Here is a 15,788-nt window from a genome sequence, read left to right as displayed (position 1 = left end):
TTAAAAACAATTGTCATTTGACAACAAAGCCTAATAAATATGTTTACAAAGAAAAACAAGACATCTTTATCTTCTTCCAAATAAAAACTCCCACATTACAATAATGCAGGAGCTTCTTAAAAAAAATTAAATATAATTATTGATTGTAAACATGGATATCTCTCTGTGGAAAAGGAATTCCGATTCCAGCTTTATCAAGAGCCTCTTTACAACCTATGATTAGTTCTTCGTTCATTGCCCAGAAATTTTCAGTGGAAGTACTTACTCTTACGGATACATTGACAGCACTGTCTCCAAGTTCAGTAACCACCACCTGTGGAGCAGGTGTTGCGAGAGCATATTGATTATTCTTAATGACATTCATTAAAACGTCCTTGGTCTGTCTAAGATCCGCATCATAGGCAATTCCGATATCCAGTGATGTTCTTCTTGTACCCAGCTGGGTAAAATTGGTAATACTGTTATTTGAAACTACTCCGTTAGGAATAATGATCAGTTGGTTTTGTGGGGTGATCAGTTTCGTATGAAAGATATCTATGGCATCTACAGTTCCGGAAACGCCTGAATTGGTAGAAATAAAATCACCAATCTTAAAAGGTTTTAATAGTAGAATTAAGATTCCGCCTGCAAAATTCGTTAAGGATCCCTGCAAAGCTAAACCTACTGCAAGACCTGCGGCACCAATCATTGCAACAAATGCAGAAGTCTGTACTCCAAGCTGTGTAACAACAACAATAAACAGCAGAATATTAAGTCCCCAGTTGATAATATTTAACAGGAAATGCTGCAGTGAAGCTTCCATATTTCTTTTTTTGAAAGCTTTTTCCACCAGTTTCTTAATCATTCTGATCATCCATGATCCGATCAGATAAATTAATAATGCAGATATAATTGCTGTAAAAATTCTCGGCGCCCATGAGATTGCTGAAGAAATTAAGGTGTCCCAGTGTTGTTGAATCTTGTTTAATTCTAAATCGTCCATTGTATACTATGTGTTTTACTATTTATATCAATAAAAGCATTGACATCTTCTGCAGGATTTGAAAAAAGAAATCCACCCTTCCCTACCTGAGCGAAGGTGAATCATATTTATCCTTGAAATAGATTGACAGCAGAAAAAGAATGTTTCAGCTTTATTCAATAATCATTCAGAAACTGAATCTTGCAGGAAGAAATAATTTTGGCATATAGAATTACAAAAACGATACCGAAGTGTAGTTATCTTCAAAGAAAAATAATGTTAGTAAACATTCCTTAAGGTAATTTTGCAGCAAGGCTTTCCGGTAAAAGTCTAAGGATATGATAGATAATTTTCCATTTAAAGTTCGGGACAATGGTAAAGGTACTTCCTGCATTAACAATAAATTTTGCCACATAATCAGGTTCCATGATCAGAGATTCATTAAGTTCTAATCCTTCATTGATTTTTGTTCTGATATAGCCAATAACCAAGGCATTCACAATTATTTTTCGGGAAGCCAGCTCCTGTCTCAATCCTGCCAGAAACTGTGTAAACGCAGCCTTTGTACTACCATAGACAAAATTACTTTTTCTTCCTCTTACTCCTGACAAGGAAGAAAGCCCGATTATTCTTTCCAGGCTGGTATTCCTTTTATCCATTGCAATAATACTCAGGATAGATACACCACCCATATAATTGACTTTCATCATTTGTTTCGCTCCTTTGAAATCAGTTAAAGCTTTTTGATTGTCCACTAAAAAACCTGCGGCATAAACTACAATATGAGGCTTTACAGAAAGACTGGAATAAAACTGATGATGAGAATCAAAATCAGCGGCATCAAAATACAAAACAAATACTTTTGAGCGGTCCAGATTGTTTGAATCAATAAAATTATCCAAAGATGCTGTATTTCGGGAAGCAGCAATAACTGTAAATCCCTTTTCAACATATTGTACTAAGCATTGTTTTGCTACATCTGAATTAGCGCCCAGAATAAGAACGGTTTTGTTCGTGTTTTGATTCATGAGACAAAGATAATTTTTTATTAAACACTAATTTCACTGTTGTTTTTCCCAAATGGACACAATTTTTCAAACTAATGTAGAAAAAATTGCGGCGGGTGAACAAAGTTCACCCGCCGCAGCTCAATATCTTCAGACTGAATTATTTTTTTTCTTCAGTTGCTGTTTCTTTTTTGTCATCTGCCTTCTCAGCAGTTTTTGCTTTATCTCCAAAACGAGCTTCAGTCATTTCTCTTGAAACTGCTGCTTTTTCGAATTTCAGTTTTCCCGATAATGTTTCAATAACAAAACCGTCATCCTGAACCTGAGCAATTCTTCCGTGAAGACCTGATGTAAGAACTACTCTTGTTCCCACTTTAAGGTTTTCCTGAAAGTTTTTCTCCTGCTTTTGCTTTTTCATCTGAGGTCTGATCATCAGGAAATAGAACCCTACAAACATTACTCCCATCATGATCAGCATCATAGGTGAAGATCCACCCTGTGCCTGTAAAAATAGTGTCAACATATTGTAAATATTATGGTTGAATGTTCGCTGTGAACGTTAATCTGATTGGAGCTTTTTCTACATTAGCAAAAACGTCTGCATACTTCTGAACGTTTCCGTCGAAGCTTGAAGAATCGAAGTGTAAAGTAACTTTTCCTTTTTTACCAGGCATGATAGGCTCTTTTGTAAAATCAGGAGCTGTACATCCGCATCCTGGCTTCACTTCAGAAATAATCAATGGGTTTTTACCGGTGTTGGTAATTTCATATACGTGCTCTACTTTATCTCCTTTTTTGATTTTTCCAAAATCGAAGCTGTTTTCAGATAAAGCAACAGAAGTTGATGGTTCGTTAGAAACCGGAGCGGCTGTTTCACCTGTTACAGGTGCTGCTGCAGAATCAGTGGTTACCGGAGCCGCAACAGATGCAGAATCAGTAGTTGCAGTTTCAGCACTTTGAGTTTCTTTGTTTTCTTTTTTACATGAAACTAACCCAAAGCCTATAATTGACAAGGCGATAATTGATAACGTCTTTTTCATTTTATATTCTATTTTGATCTTTACAATATTTATCTAAAATACCATTGATGAAGATATTGGAACGGTCTGTAGCAAATACTTTTGCAATTTCAATATATTCGTTAATGATCACTCTTGAAGGCGTGAAAGCAAAGTTATCAAGCTCTGCAATTGCTGTAGATAAAATTACTTTATCCATTAGAGAAACTCTTTCCAGATCCCAGTTTTCCAGCCTTTCTTCCAGTTTCTTTTCATTGTTTTCCCAGTTGTTCAGGGTATCTCTCAACAATTTTGCAGCGAATGTTTTATCTTCTTCATCTTTAATCATTTTGATCAAAGTTCTGCTTTCTTCATCTTCTCTCAGGAAACCGATTGTTTTTTGTACCATTGAGTTGGCGATATGGATATCATCATACCATGAAAGTTCCTTATCACCCAAATAGTCATGAAAATCTTCATTTTCAGCAATATATCTTAAGAATAATTTCCCGATAAATTTCTGATCTTCTTCAAAGGAGTATCCTTCTTCTTTCATAAAATCCTGATAACGTTTCCCAGCAGTAATTCTCTGGAAAGTTTTTACCAATAAATCATCATGCATATCCCATTTCAGCTGCTTGTGCTGCCCTGTAAAAAATAATCTTTCAGGATTTTCTTCCAGCTTAAGCAATACCTGGTTATTGATGAATTTTTGGTTAGGATTAATATCAGCATCAGTTTTAAGAAATTTATTCTTACCAATTTCGATCTGATTCTCTGCCAAATCTTTCAGACCCACCAAAAAGTTGAGCTGATAGATGTATAGATAATAGATTTTCTCTATCCCGGCAAACATGTTTTTCTCTAAAACATCAAATTTTACAGGATTTTGGTAGTAAGAATACACGGTCTGTACTACTTTTTCACGGATTTGTCGTCTTCCTAACATTCAAAGAGCTTTTTTATGGGTGCAAAGATACAAAATTTAAAATTGATGAAATTCGTAGTGTGATGACATTTTTGTAATTTTGTGCAACTATATGAAAGCGCTAAAAACCTTAAACCCTTATTTTTGGAAACACAAAATACTACTGTTTTGGGGGTTACTCTTTATCATCGCCAGTAATTTCTTTAATATATATAAAGTCCAGTTTGTAGGAAAATCTGTGGATGAACTTACAAAAAGTGGAAACCTTGGCTTCAACCAACAGGTTTTAATCTATGTTGGAATTATTGTAGGATGCTCTCTTTTGACCGGATTCTTTACTTTTATGATGAGGCAGACCATCATTGTTGCGTCAAGAAGAATAGAATATGAGCTTAAAAATAAAATCTACAGACATTATCAGGATTTATCTTTAACGGATTATAAACAGACTACCATTGGAGATTTAATGAACAGATTAAGTGAAGATGTTGTGGCAGTAAGAATGTATCTTGGTCCCGGAGTGATGTATGTAGCGAACCTGATTGTACTGGTGCTGATTACAGCCATTTACATGGTAAAAACGGATGCTTCTATGACGATGTGGACCTTGCTTCCTCTTCCTATTTTATCTTTTGCTATTTATAAGGTAAGTTCTATTATCAACAAAAAGTCGAAGATCATGCAGAAAAGCCAGTCTGCAATTTCTACTTTTGTACAGGACAGCTTTTCCGGAATCCGTGTAGTAAAATTTTTCGCCAGAGAAAAATACATTGAAAAAAACTACGGAATCAAAGTCACCGATTATCAGAATAAAGCTTTGGATCTTGCCAAAACAGAAGCCTATTTCTTCACCATTATTCTTTTTGTCATCGGATTATTAAATGTTGCCATTATCCTGATTGGAGGAACAAAGTATATTGCAGGAGAATTAAGCATTGGTAAGATTGCCGATTTCTTCATGTATATCAACACCCTGATTTTTCCTTTCTCTATGGTAGGATGGGTAACTTCTGTCAACCAGAGAGCTGAAGCATCCATGCAAAGAATTAATGAGTTCATGGACAAAAAATCTGAAATCATTAATACAAATTTTGAAAACTATCCGATCAAAGGAGATATAGAGTTCAGAAATGTTTCTTATGTATATCCCAATACAGGAATCAAAGCTCTGGACAATCTAAGTTTCAAGGTAAAAGCCGGAGAATCATTGGCTATTATGGGTAAGACAGGTAGTGGAAAGTCAACAATTGCCCTGCTATTATGCCGATTAATAGACCCTACTGAAGGGGAAATTTTAATTGATGGTAAAAACCTTAAACACCATAATCTGGAGAACTACAGAAACTTTATCGGATATATTCCTCAGGAGAGCTATTTATTCTCTGATTCTATTGAAAATAATATTGGTTTTGCCATAGATCATCCTTCTCACGAAAAAGTGGTAGAGTATTCCAATATTGCAGATGTTCACAAAAATATTGTAGAGTTTAAGGATCAATATAAAACACTTGTTGGTGAACGCGGAGTAATGCTTTCGGGGGGACAAAAGCAAAGAATTTGTATCGCAAGAGCCTTAATTAAGGAGCCTAATATCATTATTTTTGATGATTCTCTGTCTGCCTTAGACACAGAAACGGAGCAGAATATTCTGGAAAATATTGACAAAAAAATCAGTAACGCTACTTCCATAATTATCACACACAGAGAGTCTAGCGCTCAAAAAGCCCATCAGATTATCAACCTGACTGAAATTGCCAATTCTGTAACCGCTTAGCCATTTCGTTCTCAATTGTTAAATAAATCATAAAAAAAATTTTGTGATTAAAAGAATTCTTTTATATTTGTTCTTAACAAGATTAAAAAATATCTAACAATGAGTGAATACAAGGAACGCCATGAAAATGAGATTTTCACGAAGGTGTTAAAAGCAGGGAGAAGAACTTATTTCTTTGATGTGCGCGAGACGAAAGCAGGAGATTATTATCTTACAATCACTGAGAGTAAGAAGAATTTCGGAGAGAATGGGGAAGCTACATTCGAGAAGCATAAAATTTACCTTTACAAGGAAGATTTTAAGAGTTTCCAGGAGATGTTTAATGAGTCCACAGATTTCATCATTAATGAAAAGGGTGAGGATGTAATTTCAGAAAAACATGACAAAGACTTTAAGAGCAGATCTTATACAATTGATTCTGACGACGAAGTTTAAAAAGAATATCTAAAAACACAAGCATCTGAAAAAGATGCTTTTTTTATGCGGTAAAATTATACAGGCATAAAAAAACGGGCTAAAGCCCGTTTCTATTGAATATTATATTTTTATTCCCAATCTTGTTATCTTACAGATATTTCTTTTAGTTCTTCTCTTTTAAAAGAAGCTGATTTCAGGAAGCTGAATAATACTTCCGGTAACTCATTTTGACACGGATCTGATTGTTTATTATTATTAGTAGTAGAATTAGCTCTGATAACTTTGGCTGCAGAAAACATTACTATACCGCCATCTTTTCTAAGAGTAACCAGTTCATCATTTTTTGAACTTGGATCAAAATTTCCAGAACACATGATGTTGTCTTGGGTCTGTAGGATAGGAAATCTTTCAACACCTGTACTATTCAAAATATTCCCACTTAGCGTATACGCTACATATTCACCATCATAATTTCTATGAACGATAATTTCATCTGCTCCATTGCCATCCAGATTTCCAACAGCTAGCCCTCTCCATTCTGAACCTGAACCCCAATTTGTAGATTGGGCTATTTTTGTCACTATACCATTATCATCTATATTGTAAACATAGATCCCATTATAAGCAGGATCTTGAGCATCTACAAGCAAAACAATCTCATCTTTGCCTACACCATCAAGATTACCTGATGCTACCGCCGTAATTTTAGAATTCGATGGCAGATTGAGAGCGTTAGTATGAACCAATTGAGGAGTAGTCCCATTGAAATTAAAAACAAGGACTTCTTTATTTAAATTTCTGACAGCAATAAAATCATCCTTTCCTCCGGTAATAAAGTTTCCTGCTGCAGCACCCACCCAATCAGATTGCGCATCCCAACCAATAGATTTTGTATGTTCAACAATATTATTGTTTTCAATTTTTAATATATATACTCCATTATTACCAGGATCGGTATGATTACTTAATGTTACAATTTCACTTTTATTATCACCAAAAAAATCTCCTGCTGCTATGCCACGCCAATTATATTGACCACTATAGTATTTATCGTTTGTAACGGAATGAAATTTTTTACCATAAGGTTCCATAGTCCCTATCATCCCGTCGTAATTTCTGATAACAACAAATTCATTAGCACTATCTTCATCAAAGTTACCGCTTGCAACTCCTCTCCAATCCGAGCCATCTCCCCATCCATGTTCTGTATTAACAGGAACAATCAAATTTTCATAATAAGCTAAATAAGCAACGGCCAAAGGAAAATTCTCAGGCATCAGAGGTGTATAATAATTTTCTGCTGTTTGCATTTCGGCAAGTAGCTGATATATTTTCGCATCATATTTGGATAAGGAAGCCCACTGGAAACAGGTATAGGTGCTTAAGTCTGCATTTCCCATCCTAAAACCAGACTTAAGATTCCAGTGTTCTGCAGGATAGGCTACTCCATTATTTATATACAAAGGAGATTGATAGATATCTTTCGTTAAAGTATTAGCATAGGCATTCATATCAGAATCAGTATAAATAAGTGCTCCTCCATTTGAAATACTATATTTACGGCATTCATATGGAAAAGATATGGTCAAACCTCCGTGAGAAATATCTTCCCGCAAAGTAGTTTTTTTCCAATACGTCCATTTATTAGATTGCAAATTGGAATCAAAAGAGGTATTCGCTTTTAAAAAATTGGCAATTTGGTTAATTTGTATAAGATAATCCGGGTTATCTGTTGCCAGATACATCTGTACCAATACTCTTCCCATTGCACTTTGCATATTAAAAGGTAAAATTTCACCATCGTTATCTATTGGCGGATTATCATTACGTTCTTTATAATAACCTATTATATTATTGGGTTCTGTATACCATTGAGTTTCATGATAAATAAGTGTTTCACTTACCTTCTGTTTAAGGTCATTGGCGATAGCTTTAAAAGTCATTCCATTATAACGACCACCAGAATTATACATTGTATTCTGAATAGTGCTATCTTTTTTTACAATGGCTGCAAACTTAGCCATAGGATAAGTTATGTTAGCACTGTGCGCAACGTGAGCATAAGTTTTTCCATCACCTTGATTTGTATTATAATAATCAGTTGACCATGCAGCACCAGAAATTCCGCGGTAATCGGAAATATTACTTACACCTATATTAGGTGGTAATTGGTCTCTAAGATCATCTCTTCTATCAATCACGTTACCCATAGTCCCTATTAAAACATTAGCATATTTTACATCATGTGTCTTTTCGTACATCAAGGCCAGTGCTTCCATATGGGCAGATACAATCCATGAAAATTCTACTTGGTTGGGGCTGGTTGAATTAAGAGGCACCACATCATATTGCTTGCTATCAAATAGATTTTTATAGTAGGATTGAGCATAAGGTTGAGCATAAGATTTAAGTATCAACAATAAAGAGAAAACGGTTAAGATTTTTTTCATATTTTTTATTTTTATGGACATTTCAGCTATACTTCAGAACAATATTAGTTATTAAAATGAACAGGATTCAGGAAGCTGAATAATACTTCCGGTATCTCATTCTTACATGGATCTGATTGTTTACTGGCAGCAGGAGCACTTTTGACAACTTTTGCAGCCGAAAACATCACTATACCGCCATCTTTTCTAAGAGTAACCAGTTCATCATTTTTTGAACTTGAATCAAAATTTCCAAAACACATTACATTGTTTTGGGTTTGCACTGCAGGAAAACTTTCAATCCCAATATTATCTAAATATTTAACCCCATTTGATTCCTTCATTTTAAAAACTTTATAATCTCCATCAAAGTTTCTATGAGCAATAATTTCATCTGCTCCATCACCATCCAGATTTCCAACAGCCAATCCTTTCCAATCTGAAGCAGCTCCAAACCCTATAGATTTATCAATAAGAGTCATTACCCCATTATCATCAATACTATAAACATACACCCCATTCTGCATATAATCATCAGCATCAACCAGCAATACAATTTCATCTTTACCAACTCCATCAAGATCACCGGCTGCAACTGCTTTGATTTTAGAATTTGCAGGAAGATTGAGCTGATTAAAATAGACCAATTCAGGATCAGTACTATTAAATTTATATACTCTCACTTCTTTGTTATAATTTCTCACGGCAACAAAATCATCTTTGCCTCCACTGATAAAATTTCCGGCAGTAATTCCCACCCAATCTGAGTCTGTTCCAAAACCTGTAAATTTTGAATGCTCAACGATCTGGTTATTTTCAATTTTAAAAATATAAAAGCCATTCTTATTAAAATCAGCATGATCACTCAATGCAATGATTTCACTTTTATTATCTCCAAAGAAATCACCAGCACCCAATCCTTTCCAATTATAAGTACCACCATAAGCTATACTGTTTGTAACAGTATTGAAACTCTTACCATAAGGTTCAAGAGTACCTATGAACCCATCATAATTTCTGATTTTCACGAACTCATCATCATCGTCGTCGTCAAAATTTCCTTTTGCAACACCTCTCCAATCAGAATCTTCTCCCCATAAATGGTAAGTATTCACAGGAACTATAAAGTTTTCGTAATTTGCAAGAAGTGCAAGTGTCAAAGCAGATCCTTCTACATTGATATGATCATAATAATTTTTTGACGCTTGTAAGTCTGCGATTATCTGATATATTTTTTTATCATATTCCGCGGAGAGATATAACCACATGTAAGAAACATATGCGTCATATTTAGTATTAATATCTGTTGGAAAATTATTTATAGTACTATATTTAATATTCCATTTTAATCCGTTATAATTTACTGCATCATTTATTGCTAAAGGTCCCTGATAAATATCTTTTGTAAAAGTTTTAACATATCTCTCCATATCTAAAGATGTATAAAGAGAATCGTTGTAGTTATTCTTTATACTATATTTATAGCATTCATATGGAAAACTCACCGTTAAGCCTGCGTGGGATATATCATCACGTAAATAAAAATGATTCCAATATATCCAAGTATATGACCCCAGATTATTATTAACAGAAGTATTTAATTTTAAAAAATTAGCAATTTTATTAAGCTGTTTAAGATAACTTTGATCATCTGTTGCTCTATACATTTGTACCAAAACCCTTCCCATAGAGCTTTGCATATTAAAGGGAGCAATTACCCCTTTATACTTTATTGGAGGATTACTATTAACATTAAGAGAATCCCTTTCTTTATAATAACCTATACTATCATTAGGATTAGAATTATACTCTGTAAACCATTGGTCTTTGTGATAAAGAAGCGTTTCTTTTATCTTTTGTTTAAGATCATCAGCAATATTTTTAAAAGTCATATTATTATAACGCCCTCCTGATTGATATAATATATTTTGAATACTACTATCATTTTTAACAATAGCAGCAAACTTAGCCATAGGATAGGTTATATTAGCACTATGAACTAAATGACTGTAAGGATCTCCAGAATTTGCATTTACATTATAACGATTAGTGGACCATGCGGCACCTGAAACATGACGATAATCAAAAATTTGACTTAATCCCGGCACCTGTCCCCTAAGATCATCTCTCCTATCAATAACATTCCCTATGCATCTTATTAAGTTTTTAGCATATTTTGGGTCATGTGTTTTTTCATACATTAGTACTAATGCTTCCATATGTGCTGGCACTCCCCAAGAAAACTCAGCCTGATCGGGGCTTTCTGAATTGCCTAAAGATGTATCATAATGCTTCTCATCAAATAGATTTTTATAGTAAGATTGAGCATAAGACTGTAGAACAAATAATAACGTGAGAATTGTAAAGATTTTTTTCATATTTCTTGTTTTAATCTGAGGTAATTTTTAAGAGAATTATTTCTCATGATTCTGGTTAAACAAATATAAAAGTTTCAGTCACCAATCCATGAATTTATTTTAAAGGATTAAAAGAACACCATTTTTATATGCTGGCTTCAGATTATAAAAAAATTTCGGAGAAAAAAGTAAAAAAAAGAAACCATCAGAGGATACTGAAATGGATATAAAATAAAAAAGTACACTTTCAAAAAGTGTACTTTTTTTGGGTGAATGATGGGTCTCGAACCCACGACCTTCGGAACCACAATCCGACGCTCTAACCAACTGAGCTACAATCACCGTTTTCTGAGTGCAAATATAGGACAATTTCCTCAACTACCAAACAATTCCATCAAAATTTTTCAAAGAAATTAATTTTTCAGATGTAAAGCCCTCAGCATAAGCAACTCCCGATAAACGCCCTAAATCCTGCGCCCGGTAAGTTAAGCTTTCATAAAAATCTTTTGTTGTAATTGGAGTCTCAGGTTCTTTAGAAGCCGGGTCATAAAACTGAGTTTTGTACGCCATACAGGCTTCAAGTTTTTTAGGGAGGTGTTCTGAAATATCAATTACAAATTCCGGTTTGATATCTTTCCACTGAATATAGTGAAAAATATGCTTCGGTCTCCACACTTCCTGATTCTCTCCATCCAACACCGTTTCAATTTTTCTCAGTCCGGACAAAAAGCACGCATCCGACACTAATTTCGCTCCTTTTGCATGATCTGGATGCCTATCATCAATTGCATTGGCTAAGACGATTTCCGGTCTGTATTTGCGAATCATTTTTACGATCCTCATTTGATATTCTTCAGAATTCACCAAAAAGCCATCTTTCATTCCAAGATTCTCTCTCGCAGAAAGCCCCAGGATTTTAGCAGCTTCTGCAGCTTCTGCTTTTCTGGTTTCATCTGTACCTCTTGTTCCGAGTTCACCTCTTGTAAGATCCACAACTACAATTTTTTTTCCTTCAGAGACCATTTTAGCAATAGTTCCGCCACATCCAAGTTCTACATCGTCAGGATGTGCACCAAAAGCAAGTATATCAGTTTTCATAAATTCAAAGATAGGATTTAAAATAAAAACTTCCCAAAAATTACGAATGGGAAGTTTTAATATCTATAATTTAAATTTTAAATTATTTGTTGATCTCAGCATTTAATTTTACAGCATCCTGATAGGTAGGATCTAACTGTAAAGACTTCGCTACATAATCTTTTGCTTTGGCGACATCAGAATCTTTACTCATGTATGCAACTGCAAAGTAGGCGTAAGCAAGAGTCTGCTTGTTAGCTTCCTGATCAGCTGGTTTTACTGTACTGATGAACTTCTCATAAGCTAATTTTGCTGCGTCATTGTTTCCTGCCTGCTGGTAAGAATACCCCTGGCTGTAATATGCCGGTGCCCAATCAGGAAGAAGAGCAGACATTTTCTGCCATGTAAGGATTGCTCCGTTCCAGTTTTTCACATCCTGATAAGCTGTTGCCAGCTTGAATAAAGCATCAGAATCCTGGCTATTAGCAGCAACCTGCTTTTTCAATGCTTCAATTGTTGGGTTAGTAGGTCCTTTGTCTGCTTCTGCCTGGGAAGCACCTCCACCACCTGCGATGTTAGCCAATTCAAGATCCCACTTCATTGTTTCATCTTTGGCAGCTTTTGCAATACCCACTTTTTGCTGAGCTTCAGCCATTAAAGCAGATTTTTTAGCAGCATCTTTTTCATCTTTTGCTAAACCAGCAGCAATAAGTCCCTGTAAACCCTGGTCAGCAGGCAATACTCTTGTTTTCTCAACCTGAGAAACGAAAGTGTCCATATTTTGTTTAGCATCTGCATAGTTTTTATCTGCATATGCGTTGTAAGCTCTTAACTTGAACTTAATAGGATCGTCAATTTTATCAAAAATTTTATCTAATACCATTTTAGAATTTGCATAATCTTCATTTGTGAAGTATAGTTTTGCAATTTCTAATTGAGTATATGGATCTTCATCAGCATATTTTGTATAGTTGATAAGATCTTGTGTAGCTTTTGCGTTCTGTTGGTATCTGATATCATAACCAGCCAAAGCTTTGTATGCAGGGGCATAAGTAGGATCTACAGCAATTGCTTTGTCAACGCTTTCTTTCGCTTTTTGCCATACTTGTGCTGCCATCCATAAAGTAGCCATTCTCGTGTAAACGGAAGCTTTATTTTTAGCTACAGGTAATGCTTTATCATAAGCAGACATAGCCTCTCCCGGCATTCTTTTTAATCTGTAAGCATCCCCTAATGTATAATAATAATGTGCAGGAACACCTTTTTTCTCAGCTTTCTCGATAGCTTTAGTTAAAAACTGAATAGCTAGATCCGGTGAATTATTTTTCTCAAATAAAGTTAAAGCTTCTGCCGCTCTGAAAAGAACTTCAGCATCTTTTTCTCTTGAATCAGTAACTACTTTCTGAATTTCAGCAACGGCATTTTTATCACCTTTACCTAATTTAACAGCAGCTAAACCGATTCTATTCAAATAGCTTTTACCGTCAGCAGCTAATCCCTTATTGAAACTCTCCGTTGCCTTAGCATAATCCGGTTCTCCTTGTCTTAAGAAAGTATTTCCCAAATAGAAGTAGTTTTCAGCTGTAGGCTCTTTAGCGATCATTTCAGTGAAGTTTGTTTTTGCCTGGGCAAATTTATCACTGTCTATACTGTTGATACCATCCTGCAATGTCTGTGCAGAGGCAAAACCGGTAAAAAATACCACGGCTGCTCCAAAAGCAATCTTCTTTACATTCATATTCATTATATCTTTCATTTTATATTTTCTAATAATTGAGTTAAATTCTACACAATTTTCAGACCAAATCAATATTTTAATAGGGACAAATTGTGATTTTAATTTTTTTAACGCATTTGTACCTCTCTTTTATACAGGTTATAAGGCTGCAAACCTTCTTTCTGTACAATCTTTTGGCCTAAATGGGTACATGAAAATCTAATAAATCCATTGGCAATATTGAAATTACCTTCATTAATCAGGAAATAAAGTACTCTTGTAAACGGATATTCCATTGTGCGAAGTCTATCAAAATCTGCGGTATATGATTTTCCTTTCTCTACTACAGGAAGAACTTTCACCATCTCTCTCAGTTTTTCTGAAGTTTTATCATAAGGACGGCTGAAGGTATTCAATCCGATAACACCTATCTTATCAGGATATTTCCCCAATTCCTCTATAATCTTCTGATTTCCCGGTATAATGGAAAATTTCAGGTCTTTTGGCTGCTTTTTTAATTTTTCAGCAACAAAGTTCAGATTACTGGAGTTGGTTCCGTCAAAAATAAATTCTTTTTTATCAGACATCAGACCGCTGTTGATTTCTTCCATTGAAATACTCTCTTTTGGAGAATCCTTAGGCACAACAAAAACAACTGCATCAGCAGCAAATCTGGCAGGAAGAAACTTTAAATCTGTTCTTTCCTCATACGTTTTTATTTCTTCAGTACTGAGATTTCTGGACATTACCACCACTTTAGCACTTCCTTTCAAAAGATCAAGAAGTCCTAAATCTTCTTTCTTCGTTTCTACTTTGATGTGTGTTTCAGGATAGTTGATCATATAGCCTTCGGCTAATGCTTCTGTAACGCTTTGAAAAGATTCGTCAGTAAAAATTGTAAGATCACCTTTGTGATAGGAAGGAGTATTTTTCTCCTTTTTACAGCTTGCAAGCATCATGCTCAACACAAACATGAGTACAAGCCTGAAACTATTCTTCATTTCTCGATTTTTTAATTCTTGAGATCGCCCTGTAAATTCTAAAAATACCATAAACAATCAGCACCACTCCCAATGCATAAGCAACAGCAGGCTCTAAAATAGTAAAGAAGAATTTGTAGACAATCACTACAATTCCTAAAACGATATAAAACAATCCCGTAACCAGGGATAACCAATTGAACATCATGTAACAAAAATACCAAAAAAAATAAAAAGAGAAGCATATGCTTCTCTTTTTATTTATATTTTGAATAAATAAGTGTTATTCAAAGTTCATAGTAAATGGTACGCTGTAGTAAGATCTAACGCTCTCCCCGTTTCTCTTCGCAGGAGTCCATTTTTTAAGTTTCTTAACTACACGCATCGCTTCACTGTTGAAGTCGCCATTTGGAGATTTCTCTTCAATAGTTACATTCGAAACAGTTCCGTCTTTTTCTACAACGAACTTAAGCTTCGCTTTAAGTGTTCCTTCACCTCCTTCCATCAAAGAAGTATCAAAGTTATCACCCAGGAACTTTCTTAATGCTCCCATACCTCCAGGATATTCTGCAGACTGGTCAACATCTTTATAGATCTCGTTAGGGTTGTTCGCTTTTACTTCTACTGTACTAGCTTTAGTACCTGTAGATGGCGGTGGCGGTGGTGGCGTATAAGCCGGAGCTTTTACCCCCTCCTGATTCTGTAAACCAGTTGTTGTTTCCAACTGCTTAGAAATCGGTGGTGGTGGTGTTTCAATTTTCGGAGCTTTTACAGGCTCTGGAACCACGTTCTGAATTACCTCAATTTTCTCCTCTTCTTTTGGTGGTGGAGGTGGTGGAGGTGGTTCTTCTTCTTTAGGCTGCTCGATAATTGGATCTTCTTCGATAATATCTACCAGATCTGCCTTTACTTCCTGCTTAGGCGGAGCTGTAAGATTTTTAATCGTAAGATAGATGAACGGAGACAAAGCTGCCAAAAGGAATAATGCTGTTCCGATAATAAAAGACTTGGTTAAAAGTCTCGGATACTGATGTCTAAGATCATAGGCACCATATTCCTTGTTTCTATTTTCAAATACGATTTCGTCTAAAGTAAGATTCTGACCGTATACATTTTCATCTGCCATAGATTAGATATAACAAT

Annotated in this window: 14 protein-coding genes and 1 tRNA gene; 2 read left to right on the top strand and 13 right to left on the bottom strand. The window is 35.1% G+C overall.

The features are described 5' to 3' along the window. Window positions 1–136: 136 nt before the first annotated feature. From BW946_RS04035 to BW946_RS04015, 5 genes are all read right to left on the bottom strand, one after another. A complete protein-coding gene (locus BW946_RS04035) occupies window positions 137–982 on the bottom strand; it encodes a mechanosensitive ion channel family protein (RefSeq protein WP_076594941.1) in 846 nt (281 codons plus the stop codon). A gap of 272 nt (window positions 983–1,254) precedes the next feature. Beyond that, a complete protein-coding gene (locus BW946_RS04030) occupies window positions 1,255–1,989 on the bottom strand; it encodes an SDR family NAD(P)-dependent oxidoreductase (RefSeq protein WP_076594940.1) in 735 nt (244 codons plus the stop codon). Between the two features lie 139 nt (window positions 1,990–2,128). Further along, on the bottom strand, window positions 2,129–2,491 hold the full coding sequence (gene yajC, locus BW946_RS04025) for a preprotein translocase subunit YajC (RefSeq protein ID WP_062675766.1): 363 nt from the start codon (window positions 2,489–2,491) through the stop codon (window positions 2,129–2,131). Between the two features lie 10 nt (window positions 2,492–2,501). After that, window positions 2,502–3,008, bottom strand: coding sequence for a DUF1573 domain-containing protein (locus tag BW946_RS04020; protein WP_076594939.1), 507 nt, complete (start codon window positions 3,006–3,008; stop codon window positions 2,502–2,504). Window position 3,009: 1 nt separating this feature from the next. Further along, window positions 3,010–3,915 carry a transcription antitermination protein NusB gene (locus BW946_RS04015; RefSeq protein WP_034693040.1) on the bottom strand — a complete coding sequence of 302 codons (906 nt, stop codon included), beginning with the start codon at window positions 3,913–3,915 and terminating at the stop codon, window positions 3,010–3,012. 91 nt (window positions 3,916–4,006) lie between these two features. Here BW946_RS04015 and BW946_RS04010 point away from each other — a divergent pair, with 91 nt between their 5' ends. Together BW946_RS04010 and BW946_RS04005 are read left to right on the top strand one after the other, a co-directional pair. Further along, complete coding sequence (locus tag BW946_RS04010) at window positions 4,007–5,668, top strand: ABC transporter ATP-binding protein (RefSeq protein ID WP_076594938.1); 1,662 nt, start codon at window positions 4,007–4,009, stop codon at window positions 5,666–5,668. 99 nt (window positions 5,669–5,767) lie between these two features. Further along, window positions 5,768–6,103, top strand: a complete 336-nt coding sequence (locus BW946_RS04005) for a DUF3276 family protein (RefSeq protein WP_002976288.1) — start codon at window positions 5,768–5,770, stop codon at window positions 6,101–6,103. 125 nt (window positions 6,104–6,228) lie between these two features. Here the strand turns inward: BW946_RS04005 and BW946_RS04000 are convergent, their stop codons facing one another. The 8 genes from BW946_RS04000 to BW946_RS03965 all read right to left on the bottom strand — a co-directional run bounded on the left by BW946_RS04000 (window position 6,229) and on the right by BW946_RS03965 (window position 15,771). Next, window positions 6,229–8,535, bottom strand: coding sequence for a hypothetical protein (locus BW946_RS04000; protein WP_139325961.1), 2,307 nt, complete (start codon window positions 8,533–8,535; stop codon window positions 6,229–6,231). A gap of 44 nt (window positions 8,536–8,579) precedes the next feature. Further along, window positions 8,580–10,892: a VCBS repeat-containing protein gene (locus BW946_RS03995; protein WP_076594936.1), complete on the bottom strand. Its 2,313-nt coding sequence runs from the start codon at window positions 10,890–10,892 to the stop codon at window positions 8,580–8,582. A 246-nt stretch (window positions 10,893–11,138) separates the two neighbouring features. Continuing rightward, window positions 11,139–11,214: transfer RNA gene (locus BW946_RS03990), tRNA-His, on the bottom strand. 35 nt (window positions 11,215–11,249) lie between these two features. Then, the gene (gene bshB1, locus BW946_RS03985; protein ID WP_076594935.1) at window positions 11,250–11,969 is read right to left on the bottom strand and encodes a bacillithiol biosynthesis deacetylase BshB1; all 720 of its coding nucleotides are present in this window, start codon (window positions 11,967–11,969) and stop codon (window positions 11,250–11,252) included. Between the two features lie 82 nt (window positions 11,970–12,051). After that, on the bottom strand, window positions 12,052–13,704 hold the full coding sequence (locus BW946_RS03980; RefSeq protein ID WP_076594934.1) for a tetratricopeptide repeat protein: 1,653 nt from the start codon (window positions 13,702–13,704) through the stop codon (window positions 12,052–12,054). An 89-nt stretch (window positions 13,705–13,793) separates the two neighbouring features. After that, the gene (locus BW946_RS03975; protein ID WP_076594933.1) at window positions 13,794–14,666 is read right to left on the bottom strand and encodes a PstS family phosphate ABC transporter substrate-binding protein; all 873 of its coding nucleotides are present in this window, start codon (window positions 14,664–14,666) and stop codon (window positions 13,794–13,796) included. Further along, a complete protein-coding gene (locus tag BW946_RS03970; protein ID WP_170872050.1) occupies window positions 14,656–14,853 on the bottom strand; it encodes a DUF308 domain-containing protein in 198 nt (65 codons plus the stop codon). The genes BW946_RS03975 and BW946_RS03970 overlap by 11 nt, the downstream gene beginning before the upstream one ends. A 75-nt stretch (window positions 14,854–14,928) precedes the next feature. Further along, window positions 14,929–15,771 (bottom strand): energy transducer TonB, encoded by an 843-nt coding sequence (locus BW946_RS03965; protein WP_062675757.1) that lies wholly within the window; start codon window positions 15,769–15,771, stop codon window positions 14,929–14,931. Window positions 15,772–15,788: the final 17 nt, after the last annotated feature.

Origin of the sequence: Chryseobacterium sp. RU33C (assembly GCF_900156015.1) — a bacterium.
Taxonomy (GTDB): Bacteria; Bacteroidota; Bacteroidia; order Flavobacteriales; family Weeksellaceae; genus Chryseobacterium; species Chryseobacterium candidae.
This window is presented reverse-complemented; position numbering and strand designations above follow the sequence as displayed.